General features: G+C 54.6%; 24 protein-coding genes. 10 read left to right on the plus strand and 14 right to left on the minus strand.

Features of this window, described 5'->3' with window-relative positions:
* Positions 1-187: 187 nt before the first annotated feature.
* The 10 genes from NG99_RS21335 to NG99_RS21380 form a co-directional block, all read right to left on the minus strand.
* On the minus strand, positions 188-1,867 hold the full coding sequence (locus NG99_RS21335; protein WP_034897486.1) for a DUF5906 domain-containing protein: 1,680 nt from the start codon (positions 1,865-1,867) through the stop codon (positions 188-190).
* 9 nt (positions 1,868-1,876) lie between these two features.
* A complete protein-coding gene (locus tag NG99_RS21340; RefSeq protein WP_034897488.1) occupies positions 1,877-2,254 on the minus strand; it encodes a hypothetical protein in 378 nt (125 codons plus the stop codon).
* Positions 2,251-2,427, minus strand: a complete 177-nt coding sequence (locus NG99_RS28460; RefSeq protein ID WP_072017641.1) for a DUF4222 domain-containing protein — start codon at positions 2,425-2,427, stop codon at positions 2,251-2,253. Before NG99_RS28460 ends, NG99_RS21340 begins: the two co-directional genes overlap by 4 nt.
* On the minus strand, positions 2,420-2,620 hold the full coding sequence (locus tag NG99_RS21345; RefSeq protein ID WP_034897490.1) for a hypothetical protein: 201 nt from the start codon (positions 2,618-2,620) through the stop codon (positions 2,420-2,422). Before NG99_RS21345 ends, NG99_RS28460 begins: the two co-directional genes overlap by 8 nt.
* Entirely contained in the window at positions 2,610-2,816 is a 207-nt protein-coding gene (locus NG99_RS21350) for a hypothetical protein (protein ID WP_034897493.1), read from the minus strand. The genes NG99_RS21345 and NG99_RS21350 overlap by 11 nt, the downstream gene beginning before the upstream one ends.
* Positions 2,809-4,092 (minus strand): host cell division inhibitor Icd-like protein, encoded by a 1,284-nt coding sequence (locus NG99_RS30290; RefSeq protein WP_332308365.1) that lies wholly within the window; start codon positions 4,090-4,092, stop codon positions 2,809-2,811. The genes NG99_RS21350 and NG99_RS30290 overlap by 8 nt, the downstream gene beginning before the upstream one ends.
* Positions 4,089-4,901 (minus strand): antA/AntB antirepressor family protein, encoded by an 813-nt coding sequence (locus NG99_RS21365; RefSeq protein WP_034897500.1) that lies wholly within the window; start codon positions 4,899-4,901, stop codon positions 4,089-4,091. Before NG99_RS21365 ends, NG99_RS30290 begins: the two co-directional genes overlap by 4 nt.
* 138 nt (positions 4,902-5,039) lie before the next feature.
* Complete coding sequence (locus NG99_RS21370; RefSeq protein WP_034897501.1) at positions 5,040-5,324, minus strand: helix-turn-helix transcriptional regulator; 285 nt, start codon at positions 5,322-5,324, stop codon at positions 5,040-5,042.
* A gap of 370 nt (positions 5,325-5,694) precedes the next feature.
* Positions 5,695-6,345 carry a hypothetical protein gene (locus tag NG99_RS21375; protein WP_034897503.1) on the minus strand — a complete coding sequence of 217 codons (651 nt, stop codon included), beginning with the start codon at positions 6,343-6,345 and terminating at the stop codon, positions 5,695-5,697.
* Complete coding sequence (locus NG99_RS21380; RefSeq protein WP_034897505.1) at positions 6,342-7,565, minus strand: tyrosine-type recombinase/integrase; 1,224 nt, start codon at positions 7,563-7,565, stop codon at positions 6,342-6,344. The genes NG99_RS21375 and NG99_RS21380 overlap by 4 nt, the downstream gene beginning before the upstream one ends.
* 445 nt (positions 7,566-8,010) lie before the next feature.
* On the opposite strand from NG99_RS21380, the gene NG99_RS21385 reads away from it, so the two are divergent.
* Positions 8,011-9,294, plus strand: a complete 1,284-nt coding sequence (locus NG99_RS21385) for a cystathionine gamma-synthase family protein (RefSeq protein WP_034897507.1) — start codon at positions 8,011-8,013, stop codon at positions 9,292-9,294.
* Positions 9,295-9,345: 51 nt separating this feature from the next.
* Here NG99_RS21385 and cueO read toward each other — a convergent pair whose 3' ends face one another.
* Positions 9,346-10,962 carry a multicopper oxidase CueO gene (cueO, locus tag NG99_RS21390; RefSeq protein ID WP_034897509.1) on the minus strand — a complete coding sequence of 539 codons (1,617 nt, stop codon included), beginning with the start codon at positions 10,960-10,962 and terminating at the stop codon, positions 9,346-9,348.
* A gap of 185 nt (positions 10,963-11,147) precedes the next feature.
* Here cueO and NG99_RS21395 point away from each other — a divergent pair, with 185 nt between their 5' ends.
* The 3 genes from NG99_RS21395 (at position 11,148) to speD (ending at position 13,296) form a co-directional block, all read left to right on the plus strand.
* Positions 11,148-11,495: a YacC family pilotin-like protein gene (locus NG99_RS21395; protein ID WP_034897512.1), complete on the plus strand. Its 348-nt coding sequence runs from the start codon at positions 11,148-11,150 to the stop codon at positions 11,493-11,495.
* A gap of 107 nt (positions 11,496-11,602) precedes the next feature.
* Entirely contained in the window at positions 11,603-12,472 is an 870-nt protein-coding gene (gene speE, locus NG99_RS21400) for a polyamine aminopropyltransferase (RefSeq protein ID WP_034897514.1), read from the plus strand.
* Positions 12,473-12,486: 14 nt separating this feature from the next.
* Positions 12,487-13,296, plus strand: coding sequence for an adenosylmethionine decarboxylase (speD, locus tag NG99_RS21405; protein ID WP_034897516.1), 810 nt, complete (start codon positions 12,487-12,489; stop codon positions 13,294-13,296).
* Between the two features lie 56 nt (positions 13,297-13,352).
* Here speD and NG99_RS21410 read toward each other — a convergent pair whose 3' ends face one another.
* From NG99_RS21410 to dtnK, 3 genes are read right to left on the minus strand one after another with little or no spacing between them, the layout of a single operon-like run.
* Positions 13,353-14,117: a DeoR/GlpR family DNA-binding transcription regulator gene (locus NG99_RS21410; RefSeq protein WP_034897519.1), complete on the minus strand. Its 765-nt coding sequence runs from the start codon at positions 14,115-14,117 to the stop codon at positions 13,353-13,355.
* 6 nt (positions 14,118-14,123) lie between these two features.
* Positions 14,124-15,104, minus strand: coding sequence for a D-threonate 4-phosphate dehydrogenase (locus NG99_RS21415; protein WP_034897522.1), 981 nt, complete (start codon positions 15,102-15,104; stop codon positions 14,124-14,126).
* On the minus strand, positions 15,097-16,407 hold the full coding sequence (dtnK, locus tag NG99_RS21420; RefSeq protein ID WP_034897524.1) for a D-threonate kinase: 1,311 nt from the start codon (positions 16,405-16,407) through the stop codon (positions 15,097-15,099). Before dtnK ends, NG99_RS21415 begins: the two co-directional genes overlap by 8 nt.
* A gap of 209 nt (positions 16,408-16,616) precedes the next feature.
* Here dtnK and NG99_RS21425 point away from each other — a divergent pair, with 209 nt between their 5' ends.
* The 6 genes from NG99_RS21425 (at position 16,617) to NG99_RS21450 (ending at position 23,533) form a co-directional block, all read left to right on the plus strand.
* Positions 16,617-17,765 (plus strand): iron-containing alcohol dehydrogenase, encoded by a 1,149-nt coding sequence (locus NG99_RS21425; RefSeq protein WP_034897526.1) that lies wholly within the window; start codon positions 16,617-16,619, stop codon positions 17,763-17,765.
* Between the two features lie 17 nt (positions 17,766-17,782).
* Complete coding sequence (locus NG99_RS21430) at positions 17,783-18,667, plus strand: dihydrodipicolinate synthase family protein (protein WP_034897528.1); 885 nt, start codon at positions 17,783-17,785, stop codon at positions 18,665-18,667.
* Between the two features lie 51 nt (positions 18,668-18,718).
* Positions 18,719-19,669, plus strand: a complete 951-nt coding sequence (locus NG99_RS21435) for a phosphoglycerate dehydrogenase (protein WP_034897530.1) — start codon at positions 18,719-18,721, stop codon at positions 19,667-19,669.
* Positions 19,670-19,754: 85 nt separating this feature from the next.
* Positions 19,755-21,074 carry an MFS transporter gene (locus NG99_RS21440; RefSeq protein WP_034897533.1) on the plus strand — a complete coding sequence of 440 codons (1,320 nt, stop codon included), beginning with the start codon at positions 19,755-19,757 and terminating at the stop codon, positions 21,072-21,074.
* Between the two features lie 87 nt (positions 21,075-21,161).
* Positions 21,162-22,484 (plus strand): MFS transporter, encoded by a 1,323-nt coding sequence (locus NG99_RS21445; protein ID WP_052130827.1) that lies wholly within the window; start codon positions 21,162-21,164, stop codon positions 22,482-22,484.
* On the plus strand, positions 22,484-23,533 hold the full coding sequence (locus tag NG99_RS21450; RefSeq protein WP_034897537.1) for a cyclase family protein: 1,050 nt from the start codon (positions 22,484-22,486) through the stop codon (positions 23,531-23,533). Before NG99_RS21445 ends, NG99_RS21450 begins: the two co-directional genes overlap by 1 nt.
* Positions 23,534-23,569 lie beyond the last annotated feature (36 nt).

The raw sequence follows: 23,569 nt of genomic DNA on the forward strand, positions 1-23,569 counted from the left end.
CCGCATGATTATTGGCTCCATAAAATCATAAACCAGCAAATTCTCCAGTTGTGTGCTTATGGTACAGGTGGTACAGCAATGGTATAGGTTAGTAAATGACCTGTACCATACTCAAAGCCTTGTGTGATGCGGGTTACAGGCAATGTGGTACAGGTGGTACAGGTCAAATGGCTATTTTGCAAAAATATCAGTTAAACACGATCCCGGCGTCCTCCCCTATCAACCCTGCGAAGCGTTCCTGCAAGTCCACCAGCAGCGGCATTTCATAGTGCTTGCCAATGCCCCGACCTGAGCGCCCCATCACTGCCAGACCCAGCCGTGACATAACCTTACCAATGGCTGAGCGTGCGGCGGCCTCTTTAATATCTTCGCCCTGCGTTTCGCACCAAAGCATAAAGCGGTTGACCAGCTCGGCGGCGGTAACGTTAGCCTGACCATTAAACGGGTTGCCACTCCATATCTCGCTGTAGATGTACTGGTATGCCGGGGGCAGGCTTGCCAGCTTTTCTTCCACCAGCGCAGAGGTAACAGGCGGTCGGCGGGGGTCAAAGTTGCCAAGGTCATAATCCAGCAGCCAGGCCAGCAGCTTTGCCGAACCGTTCTCTTTGATCCATTGGTGCAGGCGGTCAAAGTAACCCTTCTCCTGAGCCTTGCTCCCGTCCGGCTCCAGCACCAGATAGCGGCGCTCACGCATACCTGCGCGGATCACCCTGTCATGATTGCTGGCGAACACGAATCGGGCATAGTTCGGCATCGGCTCCGGGTCTTTCCCTTTGCGCTCAAGGTTAATCGTCGGCTCACTGATAATCGCTTTCAGCCTGTCGGATGCGCGGGGATCGGTCAGTTCAGCTTCATCAACAAAAACGAACAGCTTGTTGGCAATCGTCCCGTTGAACCGCCCCGCTATCTGACCGGGGCCGTTCACCTGAACGCCATACATACCCAGCGCTTCAATGATGGGCTTTACCATCGTGCCTTTACCCGTCCCCTCTATCGACTTCATCACCACGGCCACGGAGGGCTTCTCCTGCGGCTTCTGAAACAGATGGGCCAGCCACCCCACCAGATACTGATAGGCTTCTTCATTGCCCGCGCAGATAACGGTTCGGAGGTGATCGAGATAGGGCGAACAGTCACCTGATTCAGGCTCCACAGCCAGACCGTTGAACAGGTTATAAACTCCTTCCGGGCAGAGGTCAGGATTTGGATAAAAGCCCACCCCCGCCAGCTTCTTGGCGTGGCCTGGCCACTGAAGCCAGGCTTCGCCCAGACGACGATTGGCAATGCGCCGGGTATCGAGAAAATTGTTCCTGAATGAGTTCAGCGTCTGGAAAGTGTGCGTTTCCCCGGTCACAGGGTTAGCACGCATACTGGCAACATGGTGATCGCCAAAGGCCAGAACGTGAGTATAAATTTCGTTCAGTTCCTGCAATGCCTCCAGCTCGCCGCCATCAATAGCCGTACCATCCCCCAGATGATGGAGCGCGGGCAGGTTCTCGCTTTCCCACTGCTCTTTCATTGCCGGAAGTTGCCCCGTCCAGTCCTCCAGCATTTCCCCCGCCTCAGAATAAAGCTGAACGCTTTTTACCCCCTCGGCTGCAAGCTTACGGGCAAGCATCGTTAGCCTGTCCTGGCTGATTTTCCCGGAACGGTATACCCGCGCAAACTTGCGCCCGTTATCGATAACGTTAAGCGTTTCAAGCTCGGCAAGCTGGCGAACGCCCAGGGTGATCGGCGGGATGGTATCCCCGGTCTTGTTGTTGCTGGCGTAGTCCTTTGACAGTATCCAGGCGTTGGCCCCGGCGAAGATTACCGCTTCTTCGTTTTTGTCATCCGGGAGATGTTTAAGATTCGGTGCGTTTTTCATCTCATCACCTCAGTGGATCACTGGTTCAGGCACCTGCCCGGTTGCCAGAAACCCGGCAAGGCTTTCCATCGAGGTGTCAACGGCCCATACGCCCGTTTCAGACAGGCAGTTATCCTTTCTGTCGTCCAGCGCGTCCATATCCAGCATCTGCCAGAACTTGCCAACGGTGCGGATTAAACCTTCATCAGGCCCGAACATTTCCACCAGCTTCTTCTCTATCGATTCGGTCAGCACCCAGAACAGCAGCGGCAGCGTGAGAGGCAGACACTGAGAGCCATGAACATAGACCGGCACACCGTTACGCTCAATGTTCAGGGTGATGTAGCTGTCTGCGATGATTTTTTTCGCCCAGAACAGATCTTCAGCTGTCAGCATTTCTTCGCTCATTTTCCGGCCTCCGTTACAGGTGAAAACTCTTTAACAAAACGCTCAGGTGAATAGGTTACGGGGAATTTGTAACCGTCACGGATGAACCTGACGAAATTGAAGGCAACATCAGTAACGGTCACCAGTTCCCCGCGTCCGTCTTTCCAGCGGCTGTTAACTTGTGGTTCACGCATGAGTATTCTCCCGCTGTGCCTGTTCTTCGATAAGCCAGCCAGCAGCATGACCCGCCAGTTTTTTAACCAGTGCCGCAATAGCTGATACATCGCCATCGGTCATGTGGTGAGGATGGTCTTCCAGCATGGCGCAAACTATCTCGGCTTGATGGGCCATTTCAGCAGCCTGTTCCAGTGTGATTTCATGCGACATGACGCACCTCCGTAGCTTTCTGAATGTGTTCAAGCGCTGCATGGATCAGGGTATGAATGGCGGCAACCTTATTCGCTTCATACTCATCATGGTTGGTGAGCGTATCCATCCACATATCGAGAACGGCAATCGCCTGAAGGTTTAGCGCACGGGCATTTTCAGCGTGGCAAATGGCCTCAAAGGTTTGCTTATGCATTGCACACCCCCTGTGCAGGCAGGCGAGCCGCCAGTGAGAGAATGAAATGAGGGGCCAGAATCCGGCGGGCTTCACGTTCGGTTGGAGCCTCAACAGACAGGCGGCAGGGTCTGGCGTTCTTGTCGTGACGGTTGAGCGCCAAAAAGCGCCAGGTGTAGGAATGCCGCCCTTGCGGGTGTGTGGTAATATCTTTCATAGCTGCCTCGTTATCGAGATTAACGGTGGTGGTTAGACGCCCTGGTACTGTTCGAGCAGTCCGGGGCGTTGTTTTAATAGACTCACACATGTTAGTGTATATGCCTATTTGAATTAACCATAAACCTATAGGCATATGCATGTCAATATCGAGAGACAAACAACCAAAAGGCAATGGAAGATCCCCAATGCTGCCTATCCGCATTCCTTCGGAGCTACGTAAGCAATTTGACGACTTGGCCCAAGAGGAAAACACCAGCACCAGCAACTGGTTAAAGGAATTGGGGCGAGAGGCTTTACGTATGAAAGGCATCGAACCAAAGGGCTGACCTACAAAATTTTCGTAGGTTACTGACCCGATATCGTCGGGGTTGTGAGGCTCCCCGATAATTTCGGCGTACAAAGTTTGTGCAACTCTTGAAGAGTTTTGCAGGTGACAGTGCGTTACCTGCAAGCGCTGAGCCTCCCCTCTTAAAGAGGGTGAGTTATCCGATTCGCTAAAAGATAGTCGGTTAACCTGCTGATATTCCGCGTTATGGTTTTTTCCATCATCCCTAAGGGCGGCATTCGCAGTGCTGCCTTTTTCATGGCGCAAATCTGCGCCATCTCCAACCGTCTGATTTTGCTTGATACATCCGAACGGAATGATTGCCGAACCTAAGCACTGTTTATGTTCAGATGAACCGGAAAATTGTTCCTGTTCAGGTGAACCCGAATACTGTTCGTGTTTACCGTGCCATGAGCTACAGGTTTGTGGAAGAATCAATGAGTTAGCCAAAAGAGGGGTAAACATTCTTTTATCTGTAATCAACGACTTAGCCGATTCTCGCGATTCGCGATAATCAACTGAGTACGTATTTCGTACCCGGTTGACTGAACTCGGCATATCACCGAGTTTGATATGTGCGTGCATTAAAGGAACGCGCAAACTTTGAGCGGGACTCAAAGACCCGTGCAGGCTTTGAGCGTCATAATTGTTGTCTGGTAACTGCCCCGAAAAAACCGGGCCAGTCTGCACAGTTACCGCTGAGGCCTTGCGGGCTGCGGGTTCTGCTGGGCATACCCCCTGTTGAATGTTCACGATAAGCCTCCCACACGTTTAACCAGCCAGCGTTGGGACAGCTCAGTGAGTTTTGTCTTTCGTTCTTCGGTAGCCGTATCCAGATCCAGCAAGGCGCAATCCCGGCTTTCCAGATAGGCCACCAGCGCCAGTTGGTCAGCATTCATATGGTCGCGTACCTTTTTGGCCTGTACGCCATTCTGTTTAGCCCACACTGGCGGGTGCATACCCAGCACCAGGCGATTGATGAAGGTGCTTTCATTGCTGTAGGCGAATCCTTTCTGGCTGTCGCCAGTGCGCTCAATGTAGCCCTTCATGGCATCTGTCATGCTCTTGTGGTCTTCACAAGCTGCCACGCGGTTTTGTCGCCATGTGGTAAGCGCTGCCTGATGTTCTTCGGGGGCTACACGGCGCAGGCGTTCTTCACAGTCGATAAAATATTGGCGGGCGAGTTTGCCCTGATAGTTGCGCTCAACCATCGAAAGCTCTTTACCCATGTTCAGGCTCAGGATGTAGTCATGTTCAATTCTCTGGCGAGATTTTGAGCTCCCCCGTTTGGGGGCGGTCAAATCTTCGACAACTACGTAATCAACACCCTCTACAAAACCGTATTGCTTAACTCGTGCTTTAATCCATGTAGTGAAGTCACGCCCTACCGCCAGAAAGGCATGAAGTTTGCGACCATGCACAGACTGAATGTCTTTGCCGCCAATATTGCTGATCGTCACCGGGATACGCGCAGCAAAGTTATTGTCTGAAATACCATTCTGGCTAGCCTCAGGGTGAGTTGGGGCGGTGCCAGTCAAGGCACTTAATTTTCTCTGAGTCATTTCTGTAGCTCCGAATTAGTCTTTAATTAGAGCCGCCGCGACAGCGTTAGGGATACTGCAATATTTTTTGCGCAACACCACGCAACATTTTCTTTTCGCTGATCAGGCGATTTTGCGTGTGATTGCACGGTGAGCTTACTAAGCCGATTTGCGGCTGTATGGGTTATTAACGTTCTCTACCGCCGGGGGATTACGAACCCACCACAGCACATCGGAGAGAAGCCAGGCGCAGCTATTGCGGCCAAAATGGCAACGGGCGGGGAAGCGGCCTTCCTGCTCCATCTTCCAGCGACTGGAACGGGAAAGGCTGGTGATCTCGCCGCATTCGTCCTCACGGATACGCTTGTCATACTTGAAAGCGTATTCCTCAAGGATGGTGCGGCGCTGCTCAGGAGTTGGCGGTATGAAGATAAGATTTTGCATGGTGCCTCCACTGTTTCTGCGTTATGGAAGCAATAGTACTGTATGGTTGAACATGAATCCAACAAGAATGGAATCTATTAAAAAAACCATTAAATCTACTGAAATAAATTAAATCCACTGAGAAATTGCAAAACTACAACAGTTCATAATTATGTTACTAATGCATTGAATTTAATTAATAAAAACAGTTAGATGGAATCAAAACTTCATAATATAAATGAACAACAAGGAACGACAGCGAACGGACACGAACAGTAATGAACAACAATGAACAGTTATGAGACACAATGAGAGACAACCAGAGACAATGGAATGCAATGATGTGCATTCATATGCAAAAACTTGCAAAAACATGCAAAAAGTTTTGCTGTCAGTTTTCATCATATACAGCTTTCAATGCCGCAGACGCTTTAGCATTGAAAGTCGCTCTCTTAATTCCTTTATCGGAAATCTTCTCCTTTTCTGCGAGCGCCAAGACATCTTTATAAATTTCAGAAATCTTTGGTTTATGGGTTTCCCCATATTTACCACTGGAGTGTTTATCGGCTAAAAGTTTTATTAGTAGCCCCATCATTTTTTGATTTCCTTTCTCCTCATCACTCTTACGGTGTTGACCACGCCCCGTTTTCCTTACCTGTCCCACGATTTCAACTAATGATCTTCCGCCGAAAGCCATCATGTAATTTTGCCAATCATTACTATAATGAAAAGCGATAACAGCGTCCTTTATTCTTTCAATGATTTCTTTCGGTGTTATGTCTTCACTGATATAATCGTAGGCCGCTGCAAAGGCTAAATCGGCGTCTAACTCCTCGTTCACGCTTCCTACGCGTATTTTTAAATAACGTATGTTCCTTGTTACTGCTTTCCTTATATCCTGTATTTCCTCAACATCATCTTCATTTAAATCTTTTACTTTAGTATTAGGGTTTATTGCGTATATAGCATTAACCACCTCAGCAATGGTAACTAACCTTTGAGCTGCCAATCTCTCGAATGCATTTATATTTAATATTTTCATTTCACACCTGCTTTTAAAATAATAATATTCTCATGGCTGCCAGCCAGAATCTCGAGCCGGGCATACCACTTATCAAGCGCATCCAGCTTCTCCGGCAGATACAAGCTACGGTTGTAAACCGCCATCACGCCAGGCAATGCATGACCAAGTAGTAGTTCAACGATATGTGGAGCAATACCCATATTGTTCAGCCCGGTGGAGAAGGAACGGCGTAAATCGTGAAGCGTCCACGGCTCTTTATGGCTGAAATCTTTATACAGCCTGCGCCCCTTCAGCGATACAGATGCGCGGGTGCGGTCTTCACCAAGCAATAATCCAGATGTGCCAGTTTCCCGCTTCAACTCTTTCAGCCAGGGGCGAATACCTTCGGGAATGGAGCGAATTATTTTTTCTTTAGTTTTGCTGTGTTCCTTTGGAACAGTCCAGATCCACGAAGTGAAATCCCATTCAGACCATCGGGACAACCGGACTTCCATTGTTCGGGCACCAAACAGGGTAAGCACTTTAAGCAGACGCAAATAATACGGGTGCTGATCATTGCTATAGGTGCAACGCCATACGTCCGCCAGCTCGGTATCAGATAATACCCGGTCACGCTGCCCGGAAGGTTTACCCACATCTTGTATTGTGAGGATAGCCAGCGCATCACTGGAAGCATAACGACGAACCCGGCAGAACCTGAGCGCCTGCTTAGAAATCTGGAACATTCTCCCAGCGGTAACCGGCTGCTTTTTATTTATCTCATCAAAACAGGCGATCCAGTGGCGGGTTTCACATCGAGTAAGCGGGTAATGCCCAATACGTGAATAGATGTGTTTACGCAGTTGAGCGCGGGTCATATCTTCGTCGCTGCGTTTATGCCGGGCATAATTCACCAGCCAGTATTCGAGAGCATCTTGGACAGTTACAGGCTTCAGAGTTTCTTCAGTGCTTATGACAAGTTCAAGCTTCGGATCGAGTCCACCAGCAAGCCATTGCCTGCACTGCTCACGCTTGTCACGCGCCATCTTCAACGACATGTCTGGATAACGACCCAGCGTCAACCTCTCCAGGCGGCTACCACGCCCACCCAGACGATAAGAGAACACCCAACTTAGTTGTCCCTGCTTAGAAGCCCGGACACTCAACCCTTCACCATCAGCGAACATTGCCGGGGTTTCTCTTTCGGCTCCGGCCAGCGACCTGAGTTTTTTATCACTCAGTTTATTTGTGCCTGACATACCCCTCCAGAACCGCCAGCTGTTGATACACCGATTGATACACCGTTCGTTGCTACAGCCCGAAAAAGTGAATAAACACAAAAACAGAAAACGCTCTAATTATTTGATTTTACATCAAGAAAATGAGTTTTCAAGAAAACACCTAACAGCATGAAAACCATATATTTTTTACTTCTACGGTATGTTTCATAACTTTTGTTGGTCTTGATTGCTTAGGGGAAGCGCCGAAGTTTATCACAAATCCTCCGGTGATTTCCCGTTGTTGCAAAGCGAGGCCCACCGAATCGCACACAGACGTATAGACTTCCATTTTAGCGACAGACAATATTTAATGATGCAAATGGTTTTAAACTTAGAACGATAATTCATTTACCAGCGCAATTATGCGCATGTTAACGTATGCTGACATTATCCCCTTCAGTATGCCTTAACGGCAGGAGTTTGCATGGCCTCCCTCCCTTCGAAAAAAACCCATATCGGCACTCGTGAACTGCACCCCGAAACCCAGATGCTTAACTATGGCTACGACCCTGCGCTGTCTGAAGGCGCGGTCAAACCTCCGGTGTTTCTCACCTCGACTTTCGTGTTCAATTCAGCCGAAGAGGGGCAGGACTTTTTTGACTATGTTTCCGGCCGTAAAGAGCCACCCGCCGGTGGCGCAAATGGGCTGGTCTACTCAAGATTCAACCATCCCAATAGCGAGATAGTGGAAGATCGGCTGGCGATTTATGAACGCGCGGAGAGCGCCGCGCTGTTCTCTTCCGGCATGTCGGCTATCTCCACCGCCCTGCTGACTTTTGTCGAGCCTGGCGACGCCATTCTGCATTCGCAGCCACTCTATGGCGGCACGGAAACGCTGTTGAGCAAAACGTTTAGCAAGCTGAACGTCGCGGCCGTAGGCTTTGCCGACGGGCTGAACGAAGCTACCGTGCAGGCGGCGGCGGCCGAGGCGATGAAGCGCGGGCGGGTTTCCGTCATCCTGATAGAGTCGCCAGCGAATCCAACCAACAGCCTGGTGGATATTGCGCTGATCCGGCGCATAGCAGACGAGATTGAGATAAAACAGCAGCATCGCCCAATCGTCGCCTGTGATAACACCCTGCTCGGCCCGGTCTTTCAGCGCCCGATTGAGCATGGCGCCGATTTGTCGCTCTATTCGCTGACTAAATACGTCGGCGGACATTCAGACCTGATTGCTGGCGCGGTAATGGGCAGCAAGGCGCTGGTCAGGCAGATTAAAGCGTTGCGCAGCGCGATTGGCACCCAGCTCGACCCGCACTCCAGCTGGATGATTGGTCGCTCGCTGGAAACGCTGGCGCTGCGTATGCAGCGGGCCAACGACAATGCCGTGGCGGTGGCGGAATTTCTTCGCGGTCATGAGAAAATTGAGAAACTTCATGCGCTCTCGTTGCTGGAGGCAGACTCTCCGGCGGCTCAGACGTTCAGCAGGCAGTGCAGCGGCGCGGGATCGACCTTCTCTTTTGACGTAGTCGGCGGCCAGGCAGCCGCCTTCAGGCTGCTGAATGCGCTCCAGCTGTTCAAGCTGGCGGTCAGCCTTGGCGGCACGGAATCGCTTGCCAGCCACCCGGCCAGCACCACCCATTCCGGCGTGCCTGCTGAGGTCAGGGGACGCATCGGCATCGGTGAATCCACCGTTCGCGTATCGATTGGCATTGAGAACAAGGATGATTTGATCGAGGATTTAAGGCTGGCGCTGAGCACGTTATAAGCTCGGGCAAAAGGATCGGGGCCAGCAATACGCTGGCCCCGCTTAACGAGATTAGCTCACCGTAAAGCCAAGCATCATGCCGGTGTCTTCATGCTCAAGCAGATGACAGTGCGCCATATAGGCCTGGTCTTTATTTGCCGTGTGATCGAAACGCACCAGCACTTCGCTACGCCAGCCTTCCACCCTGACAATGTCCTTCCAGCCGCTGCGGTGCGCGGCCGGAGGCTTGCCGTTTTCAGAAAGGATGCGGAACTGGGCACCATGAATATGGAACGGATGCAACATTTCATCGCCCTCGCCTGAAATCGTCCACTTTTCCACTTCACCACGCTTCACGTCGAAGGCTGGCGTGCGCATATCAAACGCCGCGCCGTTGATTTTATTGCCGCTGTGGAAATTGTAGGGTTCTGGCTTATTGCCAGTCGGCATTGCGCCGCCCTTCATGCTGCCGTGATCCATGCCGGGCATCGAACCGTTGCTGCCGGACTTGCCCGGATCGTCGTCGTTATCATGCGCGTCGCCGCTCATGTCAGCCATTGCCGCATGACCATACTTTTCCATCAGCGCCAGCATACCGCGACGATCCAGTTCGGGGTCCATCGTCAGCTTGAGCAGGCGTTGATTAAGACCCGCCGTGGCAGGTAAGGCAGGCACCTCAACCAGCCGGTCCGGCAGCGAACCGCTGGCGAGAATTTGCAGCGGCACAATATGCAGCACCGGCAGCGGCTGATTAAAAGGCGCCAGCGACATGCCCATCTGCCGTACCGGCAGCGTCTGCAAATCAAACTCTTTGCCGTCGCGGGTATCCACCATCAGTTCAAAACGCTCGCCGGGCATCATCGGTAGCTCTTTCAGCTCGACCGGCTCCGCCAGGTATCCGCCATCGCTGGCGATGACGTATATCGGGCGACGATCGCTGGTCGTCAGGTTCAGCGAGCGGGCATTGCAGCCGTTGAGCAGGCGCAGGCGCAGCCAGCCGCGCGGCACCGCGTGCTGTGGATAAATCGCGCCGTTGGTCAGCATCGTATTGCCGAACCAGCCTACCGCCGCGCTCATAATATCCAGCTGATAGTCAATTTTGCCGCCGTCGCTGCTCAGCCTTTTATCCTGGAGGATCACCGGAATATCATCCACGCCCCAGATTTTAGGCAGCAGCAGCTTTTCACCGTCCGTATCTTTGACAATCACCAGTCCGGCCAGGCCCTGCGCTACCTGATAACCCGTCTTGCCGTGCTGGTGCGGGTGGAACCAGCAGGTGGCGGAAGGCTGATCGGGCGTGAAGCTGACGGTGCGGGTTTTTCCCGGCGCAATCAGCGCCTGCGGGCCGCCGTCCACCTCCCCCGGTATCGCCAGGCCGTGCCAGTGCACCGTCGTCGCCTCCGGCAGCGTGTTGCGCACCTTCAGCGTCACCGGCTTGCCGCGCTCCAGCTGTAGCGCTGGCCCAAGCAGGCTGCCGTTGTAACCCCAGGTTGGCACCTTTTTGCCCCGCCAGACCTGCGTTCCGGCCTGTGCGGTAATATTCATCACGCCGCGCGGGTCCGGCATCAGCAGTGCCGGAATCGGCAGTTCAGGGCGGCGTTCCGCCGCCATCAGCGCACGGCTCCACAAGGGCAGCGCGCTGGCGGCGCTGACTGCGGCGGCCAGCTTAATCAAATCACGACGTTGCATTATCCCAACTTTGGTTTTGCAAAAATTTCTGGCGAAAGCATAAACCCTCCCCCACCGGGAAGGTCAAGCTTTGCCGTCGCTGGAGCGGTAAATTGACCGAATATAGACATTTCTAAGGTAAAATTGTCTGAAGCCTGTGAATAACTGTGCTAACGTCTGACTATTGCAATCGGTTGAGATCAATTATGAAGAAAAGCATCAGGGCTCTGTTGTTGTTGAGCCTCTTTGGCTTCTCGTCGACAAGTTTCGCACTGAGCGAATCTGAAGCGGAAGATTTGGCCGATTTGACGGCCGTGTTTGTTTATCTGAAAAATGACTGCGGATATCAGGACTTGCCGGACGGGCAGATACGTAAAGCGCTGGTCTTTTTTGCACAGCAAAACCGCTGGGATTTAACCAATTACAGCAGTTTCAATATGAAAGCGCTCGGCGAGGACAGCTACCGTGACTTAAGCGGTATCGCCGTTCCCAACGACACCAAGTGTAAATCCCTGGCAAGAGATTCTCTCAGCCTGCTCGCTTACGTGAAATAATCCCTCCCTTTGTTTGCTATCTGTTGATAATTTGACCGTGCAACCACGGTCAGAGTTAGCTATTATTGCGCGCTCATTTTTCGAGGCTGTTAAGAGGAGAATCCCCCGTGTCCGAAAAAGAGATGTGGTATGAAACGCTTCATGCCGGGTTTGGACAGTACTTTTCTGTCGATAAAATCCTCTACCGTGAACAAACCGATCACCAGGATCTGATCATCTTTGAAAATGCCGCGTTAGGTCGCGTGATGGCGCTGGATGGCGTGGTACAAACCACCGAGCGCGATGAGTTCATTTATCATGAAATGCTGACCCACGTTCCCCTGCTGGCCCACGGCGCGGCGAAGCGCGTGCTGATTATCGGCGGCGGCGATGGGGCAATGCTGCGCGAAGTCAGTCGCCATAAAGATATTGAGCAGATCACCATGGTCGAAATCGACGCTGGCGTGGTGACCTTCTGCAAACAGTACCTGCCCAACCACAGCGCTGGCGCGTATGACGATCCGCGTTTCAATCTGGTGATTGATGATGGCGTGAATTTTGTGGGTCAGTGCAGCGAGAAGTTTGACGTGATTATCTCTGACTGTACCGATCCTATCGGTCCAGGTGAAAGCCTGTTTACCTCAGAATTTTATCAGGGCTGCCGGCGCTGCCTTAATGAAAATGGCATCTTTGTCGCGCAGAATGGCGTCTGTTTCCTTCAGCAGGACGAAGCGATCGACAGTCATCGCAAGCTGAGCCACTATTTCGGCGACGTCAGCTTCTATCAGGCTGCGATCCCAACCTATTACGGCGGCATCATGACCTTTGCCTGGGCCAGCGACAACCCGGCTTTGCGCCAGCTGGATACGGCCACCTTGCAGGCACGCTTTGACGCGGCAAACCTGAGCTGTCGCTACTACAATCCGGCGATTCACACTGGCAGCTTTGCCCTGCCGCAATATCTATTAAATGCGCTGGCCAGACAGCCGGGCAGTTAAGGGGGTGAACAAAATTGCAAAAGCTTAAACTACATGGCTTCAATAATCTGACGAAAAGCCTGAGTTTTTGTATCTACGATATCTGTTACGCCAATACAGAGGCAGAGCGTGACGGATACATTGCGTACATTGATGAGCAGTATAATGCTAACCGCCTGACGGAGATCCTCAGCGAAACCTGCTCGATTATCGGCGCTAACGTGCTGAATATCGCCCGCCAGGATTACGAGCCGCAGGGAGCCAGCGTCACCATTCTGGTCAGCGAAGAGCCGATCGATCCTAAAGATATTGATAACTCGGAGCACCCAGGCCCGCTGCCAAACTCGGTGGTTGCCCATCTGGATAAGAGCCATATCTGCGTGCATACCTACCCGGAGAGCCATCCGGAAGGCGGTCTTTGCACCTTCCGTGCCGATATTGAAGTGTCAACCTGCGGCGTCATCTCGCCGCTGAAGGCGCTGAACTATTTAATACACCAGCTGGAATCCGATATTGTCACCATCGACTATCGCGTACGTGGCTTTACGCGTGACGTAAACGGGGTGAAGCATTACATCGATCATCAGATCAATTCGATTCAGAACTTTATGTCGGATGATATGAAATCGATGTATGACATGATGGATGTGAACGTCTATCAGGAGAATATTTTCCACACTAAGATGCTGCTGAAAGAGTTTGATTTAAAACACTATCTCTTTAATACCCGCCCGGAAGACCTGAGCGCGCAGGAGCATAAGCGCATTACCGACCTGCTGTGGAAAGAGATGCGTGAAATTTACTACGGACGCAATATCCCAGCCGTTGGATTAAAAACGCTGTAGCGCTTTTTGAGCGGCAATAAGCGGGTGGCCCGGAGCCGCCCGTTTTTCTTTCTGCTTTAGCTACGGGTCAGCGTCAGATTGAAGGCCTGATCGCGCAACGCGCTAAGCCCTTCTTCGCTGAGATGCGCATCGGTGATGATATCGGTGAGATTTTGTAACGGCGTGACGCAGAACAGTGACCAGGAACCATACTTACTGCTGTCCGCCAGCAGCACGCGGCGGCGAGCGTTGAGCAACAGATCCTCTTTCAACCCAGCTTTCTCTTCCGTGGGCGTGGTGATGCCCTTCTCCAGACTCCACGAGTTACAGCTGACGAACGCGACGTCAGGATAGATATTTTTCAGCAGTCTGCGTCCGTGATCGCCAATGCAGGACTGGCTCGAATCATCGATCCGACCGCCAATGATGATCACTTCAATCTGCTTAAACCCGGAGAGAAACAGCGCGATATGCAGATCTGAGGTAATGACCCGCAGCTGTAGATGCGTCAGCTGACGAGCCAGCTCCAGCATAGTGGTGCCGGCATCCAGCACCACTGAATCCCCCGACTTCACCAGGCTGGCCGCAGCCTGAGCAATGGCCTGCTTTTCGGCCAGATTGCGCTGCATTTTCTCAAGCGTGGTAGGCTGAGCAGGAATAAAACGGTTAAGCGTCACGCCGCCGTGAGTGCGGCTGATAACCCCTTCCTGATCGAGCTTGATTAAATCCCGTCGGATCGTCGCTGGCGAGGCGGAAATTGCCGCCACCAGCTGATCGACGGTAACCAGATTATGGCTTTTCAGATAGTCCATAATCTGATCGAGGCGGCTTTGTCCCTTCATACGTCCTTATGCGAGCTGCATCGCGAGCTGGATGGAGATAGCCATGCTCTCAGACTTCGCTTTACCTGTCCAGGCAATATCAAAGGCGGTGCCGTGGTCTGCGGAAGTCCGGATAAACGGCAGTCCGGCGGTAATGTTCACCCCATCATAGAAGCCCAGCAGCTTGAGCGGGATATGCCCCTGGTCGTGATACATCGCGACTACAATATCAAACTGGCCTTCGTAGCATTGCAGGAACACCGTATCCGGCGGGCAGGGGCCGGTGACGTTTAAACCTTTCGCTTTCATCGCTTCAACCGCAGGACCAACGGTAACAATCTCCTCATCGCCAAACAGGCCATTTTCCCCCGCATGAGGGTTGACCCCGGCGACGGCGATGCGGGGGTTTTCAAAGCCGACCCGCTTCAGGAAGGTATCCGCCATGCCAATCACCGTTTCCACACGCTCGCGATTCAGCGTATCCAGGAATTTGCGCAGGGCAATATGGGTGGTGACGTGAATCACCTTCAGCCGGTCGGTGAACAGCACCATGCCGTAGTCTTTGGTATCGGTCAGCTTCGCCAGCAGCTCCGTATGGCCTGGATAAAGGTGCCCGGCTGAATGCAGCGCTTCTTTGTTCAGCGGCGCCGTCGCTATCGCCTGAACCTCACCGGCCAACGCCAGCTCGGTAGCGCGTTTTACACAGCGATAGGCGAGATCGCCAGCCTCAACCTGCACCACTCCCGCCTTTAACGATTCAGGGTTTGCCAGCGGCTCGTCGATGATATTAATGATGCCGGGCGCAAAATGCGCATCAGCCACGCTATCCAGCACCCGCAGTTCTGCCTGCGGCGTGATGCCTAAGGCCAGGATACGGCGCAGCGTACTGGCGCAACCCACCACCACCGCCGGTGCGCCGGACAGCTCCCCTTCTGCCAGTGATTTGATGATAATTTCCGGGCCAATGCCCGCAGGATCGCCCATGGTAACCGCAATAATTTTACTCACTCGCCTTCTCCTCAATAAAACGAAAAACTTCTACCAGGGTGGTGTCATCACCAAAGCCGCCAGCCTTGGTAAGCACCAGCAGGTCATTTTTTGCCTTTAACAGATGGCCATATGGCACGCAGCCCGCCACCTGTCCTTCAATTCGGAACCCTTCAGCGCCCAGCCCGCGAGCCACCGCAATCGCCACATCGCCGCCGGAGAGATACAGGCCTGAAGGGACGATCGCCGCCAGCACATCGCGGGTTAACCCGGCCAGGAAGGCGCAGATCTGCTCGCCAAGCTGCTGACGGCTGAGGGCATAACGCTCACAAAGCCCGGCAATCGCCTGCCGCTGGCTGGCCTGCTGACAGGTACGGATCGCGCAGTGCTGGCCCTGTTGCAACGCATCGACCGCACGCTGTCGCCAGGCGTCTGCGTCGGGCCAGCCGCTAAACAACTGTTCGATATCCACATCAATCAGGGTTAAATCGTGATGGTGCTGTAGCTGGGTCAGCTGGCGCTGGGCGATCTCGCTCATCGATCCCACCACGGCCAGTACCGGGCCATTTTTACCGGCGCCGTCTGCTGCACAGGCTTTACCGACACCTTCGTTAAGCAGCAGGCTCAACGCATCGCTCAGTCCGGCGGCTCCCGCCAGTAAAGGGCGCTGCGGTAATTCCGCCGCCGCCGCGACGATCAGTTGCAGATCCCGATCGCTTTCAGCATCAATCACGATCAGCCGCTGCCCCTGTTCGATAGCCGTAGCGAGCGTCGCCGCCAGCGTCGGCAGGCGAACCGCCTGTAGGGGGATCAGCCCGGTAGCAAGCGCACTTTGCTCCTGCAAACGCGCCGCCACGCTGGCGTGGTTAACCGGCGTTTTCGGGTCGCTGGCATACTCCGTTTCAGTGAGCAGCACATCGTAAATAAAGCAGTTGCCGTCACGGGTGGTTCGCCCCAGTTTCGGCACCGCCGGAACCACCAGCGCAGCGGGTGCGCCGCTGGCCCGCAGCGCGGCGTCAATTTCCGCGCCGGGGTTGCCGCGCAGCGTTGAATCCATCTTCTTGAATATCCAGCCGTCGCGGGCAATGTTTGCCCAGCGTTCAACCGCTGTACGGGTGCATTCGGCTGCCCGCGCTGCGCTAACGGCCCGGCTGTCGGTGCTGATCACCCAGACATCGGCGCTCTGCCCGTCGGCCTGTGCCGCCGCATCAAACAGGACGTTAACCCTGGCGCCCGCTCTGGCCAGTCCGCTGCCAGCATCGTTAGCGCCGGTAAAGTCGTCGGCGATAACCAGCACCGGTGTTTTCCACTGAGAGCGCGTCATATCTTCTCCTGCGATGACGGGAAGGACCCCGTCGCCTCCACCGTTAATGATTATATTCAATCATGATTGATTATATGTGAGCAAGATCAAATTAATCGAAATCGATATGTCCTATAAAATTAGGCATGTCTCGTGAGGCTAACGCGAGTAAATGATGAAATACAATCACCCAGCAACGCCATAGAGCAGGCAGAGGCAAGGTAAGACGAATGAATATTAACAGCACGGTAATCAGTGGCTATCAGACACTTAATGATATTGGCTATCTGCTTAAGGACCGACAGCATGTCCTGTTAGTGACCGATAAAAACATCGGCGGCATCCCGCTGGTGCAGGAGCTAATCAAACAGGTATGCGATAAGGTCGCGACGGTCAAAATGGTTGACTCCGTTCCGCCAGAACCCAGCCAGCATGATGTGGCCGCCATTGTGGCCTCGCTGGATACCAGCGGGGTTGATCTGGTGATCGGCGTCGGCGGAGGGAGCGTACTGGACGTCGCCAAACTGCTGTCCGTACTCTGCGTGGCGCACTCTCCAACGCTGGAAGCGTTGCTGAACGGTGAGAAGCCGCAGTCGCGCACCGCCTCTTTACTGATCCCAACCACCGCCGGTACTGGCTCTGAAGCCACGCCAAACGCCATTCTGGCTATCCCGGAAAAAGAGACCAAAGTGGGCATTATCTCTCCGGTGATGCTGCCTGATTACGTGGTGCTGGCGCCGGAACTGACCACCAGTATGCCCGCGCACATTGCCTCTTCAACCGGTATTGATGCTCTCTGCCACCTGATCGAATGCTTTACCGCTACCGTGTCTAATCCGGTCAGCGATAACTATGCGCTGATTGGTCTGCAAAAATTGTTTGCCAGCCTGGAAACCGCCGTGGCGGAGCCGGGCAATCTGGCCGCGCGTCTGGATATGCTCTGGGCCTCCTACTACGGCGGCGCGGCCATTGCTCATGCCGGGACGCATCTGGTACATGCAATGTCCTACCCGCTGGGCGGCAAGTATCACATTCCCCACGGGGTGGCGAACGCCATCCTGCTGGCCCCCTGTATGCGCTTTGTGCGTCCAGCCGCCGTCGCCAAATTTGCCCAGGCCTGGGATCTGGTGCCGGGCGCCGACCTCTCGCTGAGCGATGAAGAGAAATCCGTAGCGCTGGTCGACTACTTCGCTGCGCTGGTGAAGCGCCTGAAGCTGCCAGCCAGTCTCGATGAGCTGGGCATTGGTTCCGATCATCTCCCTTACCTGGTTGAAGCCGCGCTGGACGTGCAGCGCCTGATGAAAAATGTGCCGGCTCCGGTCAGCGCCAGCGACGTGCGTGACGTTTATCTGACGCTGTTCCCTACCCAGAATCACTAATTGATTACGAGGACATCATGAGCAAAAAAATTACCGGCGTGCTGACCGCCATCGTCACCCCGTTCACCGCTGAAGGTGATTACAACGAACCGGCTCTGCGTCAGCAGATCCAGCGTCAGCTGGCGGCAGGAAACGGCATTTTCTGCGGCGGCACCAACGGCGAATTCTTTGTGCTGAACGAGCAGGAAAAACTGGCCGTTACCAAAACCTGCGTTGAAGAAGTGGCCGGAAAAGCCTTTGTCGTCGCCCACGTAGGGGAGATATCCACCCGGGAAACTATCCGCCTGGGTCAACAGGTTGCTGCGCTTGGCGTCGATGCGGTTTCGGTGATCACCCCGTACTTTGTCCCGCTGAAGCAGGATGAGCTGATCGCTCATTACCGCGCGGTGGCCGATGCGCTGAGTGTTCCGGTGTTTCTGTACAACATCCCGGCCCGCACCGGCAACACGCTGGAACCGGCCACCGTCCGCAAACTGGCGGAGCACCCCAACATTATCGGCATCAAGGACAGCGCGGGCAGCTATGAAAGCCTGAGCGGATTCCTGGAAGCAGTCAAAGGGATTGAGAATTTCGATGTGCTGAACGGTCCGGATTCACTGATTCATCAGGGCTTTGTCGACGGCTGTTCTGCCTGTATCTCCGGCCTGGCGAACGTAGCGCCAAAAGAGATCAACGCCATCTGGGAGCGCTTCAGCGCCGGAGATCGTGAAGGTTCCCGTAAAGCGCAGGAAAACGTTACCGGTCTGCGTACCGATCTCTATAGCGTGGCGTTTTCACCTGCCGCGGTGAAAAAAGCCGTCGCGCTGATGGGATATGACGTGGGTGAAAGCCGCTATGCCGTGCGCTTCAGCGCCGAAGAAGAGCAGCGCATTCGCCAGATCGTCAATCAGTACACCCACTAATTTTTGCGGCAGCGCACCGCCGCTGCCCGCGTTAATACCAGGAAAACGATGATGAAAGTGATCTGTACCTCACCTTCTTTCGCCAAATACGATGCGCAGCCGGTTAACGATTTGCGGGCGCAGGGCTTTGAGCTGATTACCCTGCCGGCAGATGCGCCGCTGAGCGCGCTTGAGCCGCATCTGGCCGATACCGTAGCGATGATTGTGGCGTTCACCGATGTTAATGAAGCCTTGCTGGAACGCGCGCCTCAGCTAAAAATCGTCTGCAAGCATGGCGTTGGCGTCGACAATATCGATCTGAACGCTACGCGGGCGCGCGGCATCTATGTCACTAACGTACCCGATGCCAATAAACATGCGGTGGCCGATTTTGCCTTTGCGCTGATCCTCAACGCCGCCCGTCAGGTGACCACCGCCGCCGTGGAAACCCGAGCAGGTCAGTGGCCGCGAATTTTCGCTACCGATGTCTATGGCAAAACGCTGGGGATTATCGGGCTGGGCAATATTGGTAAGCAGGTTGCCCTGCGCGCCAGCGGATTCAATATGCGCGTGCTGGCCTTTGATTTTTATCCCGATGAAAAATTCGCCAGCGAACATAACATCCAGTTTGTCTCCATGGATCAGCTGACCGAAGCCTGTGATTTCATCACGCTGCATACGCCGCTGACCGATGAAACCCGCAATCTGTTCGATGCTGCCCGTCTGCGCAGAATGAAAAAATCCGCCTTTCTGATCAACGTCTCTCGCGGCGGCGTGATCAACGAGAGCGATCTCCATCAGGCGCTGGCCGATAACGTCATTGCCGGTGCCGCAGCCGATGTGTTTGAACACGAACCGCTGAAAGAGCATCCGCTGTTCTCTCTGCCGAACTTTATCCCTACTTCACATATCGCGGGATATACCGACGGCGCGATCAGCGCCATTGGCGAGCGCTGCGTGCAGCAGATTATTCAGTGCGTAAAAGCGCAGCAGCGGCCAGTCAACGTGATGAATTCACTGTAATCAGGCCCGGGGCGCTGTTGCCGCCCCGCGAAACAAAGCTGGACCACGATCCAGCGAATAACCTCCTCTGTACCGGGCTCAGACTATGAATACTCTTGCTGGAAATAGCCGTATACGCTGGTGGATCGCAGGCCTGATGTGGCTGGCGATCGCCATCAACTATATCGACCGTACCGTACTGTCGGCAGCGGCTCCTCATTTGATTGACGAGCTGAAGCTGACCCCTGAAATGATGGGCTTCATCATGGCGGCGTTCTTCTGGTCCTATTCGCTGCTGCAAATCCCGGCGGGCTGGTTTGCTGACCGCTTCGGCCAGAAAAAAGGCCTCGGGCTGGCCGTGGCCTGGTGGTCAATCGCCACCTCAATCATGGGGCTGGCGACCGGCTTTAAATCTTTGCTGGCGCTGCGCCTGGCGTTAGGCGTGGGTGAAGCGGCGGCCTATCCAAGCAATGCCGGGATCACCGCCCGCTGGTTCCCGGATAAAGAGCGCGCCACGGTTTCCGGCCTGTTCGACAGCGCGTCGAAGTTTGGCGGCGCGGTGGCGATGCCGCTGATCGTCTGGATGATCTATATGTTCGACTGGCGGCTGACCTTTCTGATCATTGGTAGCGTCGGGCTGCTGTGGGTGATCGCCTGGTACTTTATCTACGCCGAAAACCCGGAAGAACATAAGTACATCAGTAAGCAGGAAGTCAGCCTGATCCGCGAAGGCCAGGCCCGCCAGCACGGTGATAAAAGCGTGCGTCCGATGAAGTGGTACAAGCTGCTGCGCTACCGCAACATCTGGGCGATGTGCATCGGCTTCTTCACCATCAACTACACCTCCTATTTCTTTATCACCTGGCTGCCAACCTACCTGGTGAAGGAAAAAGGGATGGACTTCATTAAGATGGGGATGATCGCCGCCCTGCCGCTGCTGTGCGGGATGATCATTGAAGTGCTGGCTGGCTGGGCGTCAGACCGGATTGTGCACAAAAAAATCCTGTCACTAACCGCAACCCGTAAGCTGTTCCTCACTATCGGCCTCCTGATGGCGCTGTGCATTGGTTTTGCGCCGTTTACCGACTCGGTGTTTATGACCGTATTCCTGCTGTGCGTGGCGAAGTCCGGGACTACCGTGGCCGCCTCTCAGGTTTGGGCGCTGCCTGGCGACGTTGCGCCTAAAAACAGCGTGTCCATCGTCGCCGGATTGCAAAACACCGTCTCCAACCTGGGCGGCGCAATCGGCCCCATTGTCACGGGCGCCATCGTTGCAGCAACCGGCTCCTTCACCTGGGCGCTGGTCTTCTCTGCCATTCTGGTGGTGATTGGCATTCTCAACTACCTGTTCCTGATGGGCAAAGTCGAGCCTATTTCCGATAAAGAACAAGCCCCGGCACACCAGGCTTCGATGGGCCGGGCATAACTCTGCGACCTGCTGCATCCCCCAGCAATGGGGGATGACAGGGTCTTATCCGCTTAAAACCATAAAAACTCTGTACCGGAGCCGATCATGTCAATCAATTCTCATGATAATGCTGTGATTGCCAACGCAGGTGAAAAAAAAGCCAGTGGGAAGATGCGGTTTGTCATTTTAACCGTCCTCTCGTTCGGGATTGCGATCAACTACATTGATCGTGCCGCAATGAGCGTGGCGATCCCGTTTATGTCGCACGACTTACAGTTATCCAGTACCGACAGCGGCCTGCTGCTATCGGCCTTCTTCTGGAGCTACGTGCTGTTTCAACTGCCCGGCGGCTGGCTGGTGGATAAGCTCGGTCCGCGAATTACCTTTGCGGTCAGCAGCCTTGGCTGGGGCCTTGCCACGGCGGTCTGCGGCCTGGCGAACAGCTTAACTGCCCTGGTCGGCGCCCGCTTTGTGCTTGGCGCGGTTGAAGCCCCGAGCTACCCCGCCAGCTCCTCGACGGTGACGCGCTGGTTTCCCCGTCAGGAACGCAGCTTTGCCGCCGCCACATTTAACAATGGCAGCAAGATCGGCGGCACGCTGGCGATCCCGATCATCTCCTTTTTGATCGCGCTGGTCGGCTGGCGCATGACCTTTGTGATCTCCGGCATGGTCGCGGTAGTCTGGGCAGCAGGCTGGTATTACTGGTATCGCGATCCTCGCGATCACAAAACCGTCTCCGCCGCCGAAGTGGAATTTATTGAGGCCAATCAGGACCCGCAAACCGGCGAGCCGATGAGCATCCGCCAACTGCTCAGCCAGCGGACCATGCAGGCGATGATGGCCGGCTTCTTCTGCATCAATTTTGTTTCTTACTTCTTCTTCACCTGGTTCCCCACTTACCTGGTGGAAACCTTCCATCTGTCGCTGTTGAAGTTCGGCCTGATCGGCATGTTGCCGGGCATTGCCGCCATTATCGGCGGCTGGTGCGGCGGCCTGCTTTCCGACAGCCTGGTACGCCGTGGCGTTTCGCTGACCGTGGCGCGAAAAATTCCGCTGGTTGGCGGCATGTTGGGTAGCGCGGTGATTGGTCTGGCAGCCTTCTCGCCGACGGTGACGCTGGCGCTCAGCGCACTCTGTTTTGCCAACTTCGCCGCCACCTTCGCCTCCGCCGCGCTGTGGGCGCTGCCGTCGGACGTTGCGCCAAACCGGGCCAATGTCGCCACCATCGGCGGCATTCAGAACATGGCGGCCAACCTTGCCGGTATTATCTCGCCGATCCTGATCGGCGTACTGATGCAGTTCACCCATTCCTTTGTTATCCCGCTGGTTCTGGCTGGCATTGTCGGCCTGCTGGGCGCGTTGATTTACGGCTTCTGGCTGCCGCGCGTTACCCCAATGCAGCTGAACAGCACAGGAGAAAGTGCCTGATGAACATCTCATCCCGCTGGAAACAGCGCCCCGAACTCTCAACCTGGGGCGACTTTGGCCCGGACGATCAGTTAGGACGACTCAATCTGCTGACCGCGCAAAAAGTAAAAGAGGGCATTGCCGAGGTGCAGACCGGGCAGACTTTCTGCCTCAGTCTGCCGCTGGATCTGCCCGGCGGCACAGCGATGAACCCGCGCCGCCCGCCACCGCAGCTGGCGGCCACCCGCCGCGGTGACAACGCCAATATGACCTATCCGCTGTCGCGGGATGATGCGCGCCTCAGCGATATTATCTGCGACGATAGCGTCACCCTGGCCCTGCAATACTCCACGCAGTGGGACAGCCTGGCACATATGGGCCAGTGGTTTGATGTGCAGGGCAACGGCGAACCAGAGATGGTGTTCTACAACGGCTATAAAGCCGGTGTGGATATCGTTGGCGAAACGGATTACCGCGGCGGCTGCGGCTGCTCACAGGGCAGTCATCTCGGCGCGAAGGCGCTGGGAATTGAGAATATGGCGCAGCACGGGATTCAGGGCCGGGCGGTGATGATCGACATCAAGCGCCACTTTGGCAGCGAACGGTTCGCCTTTGGCTATGCGCATCTGCAACAGATTATTGCGGCCGATAACATAGTGATTCGCCCCGGCGACCTGGTCTGCTTTCGCACCGGCATGGATGAAGCCATTCTGGCGATGAACGGCGAACCGGATATGGCCTTTCTCAACAGCCATTTTGCCGGTCTGGACGGCAGCGATGCCCGCCTGCGCCAGTGGGTACATGACAGCGGCGTCGTCGCGCTGCTGGCCGATAACCCGGCGGTAGAAATTCTGCCCGCCACGCCGCTAAATGATGCGTTCTTTCCCTCTCATCCCTTACACGATCTCTGTCTGTTCCGCCTGGGGGTTTACCTTGGTGAACTGTGGCTGATGAGTCCGCTGGCGGACTGGCTGGCAGCACAGCAGCGGCACGCTTTCCTGCTTACCGCTCCTCCTTTGCGCCTGCCTGGTGCGGTGGGCTCGCCCGCCACGCCCATTGCTACGGTCTAGCAATGTTCACCTTACTTCAGCGGTGGCGACCAAAAG

The organism is Erwinia typographi (genome assembly GCF_000773975.1).
GTDB lineage: Bacteria > Pseudomonadota > Gammaproteobacteria > Enterobacterales > Enterobacteriaceae > Erwinia > Erwinia typographi.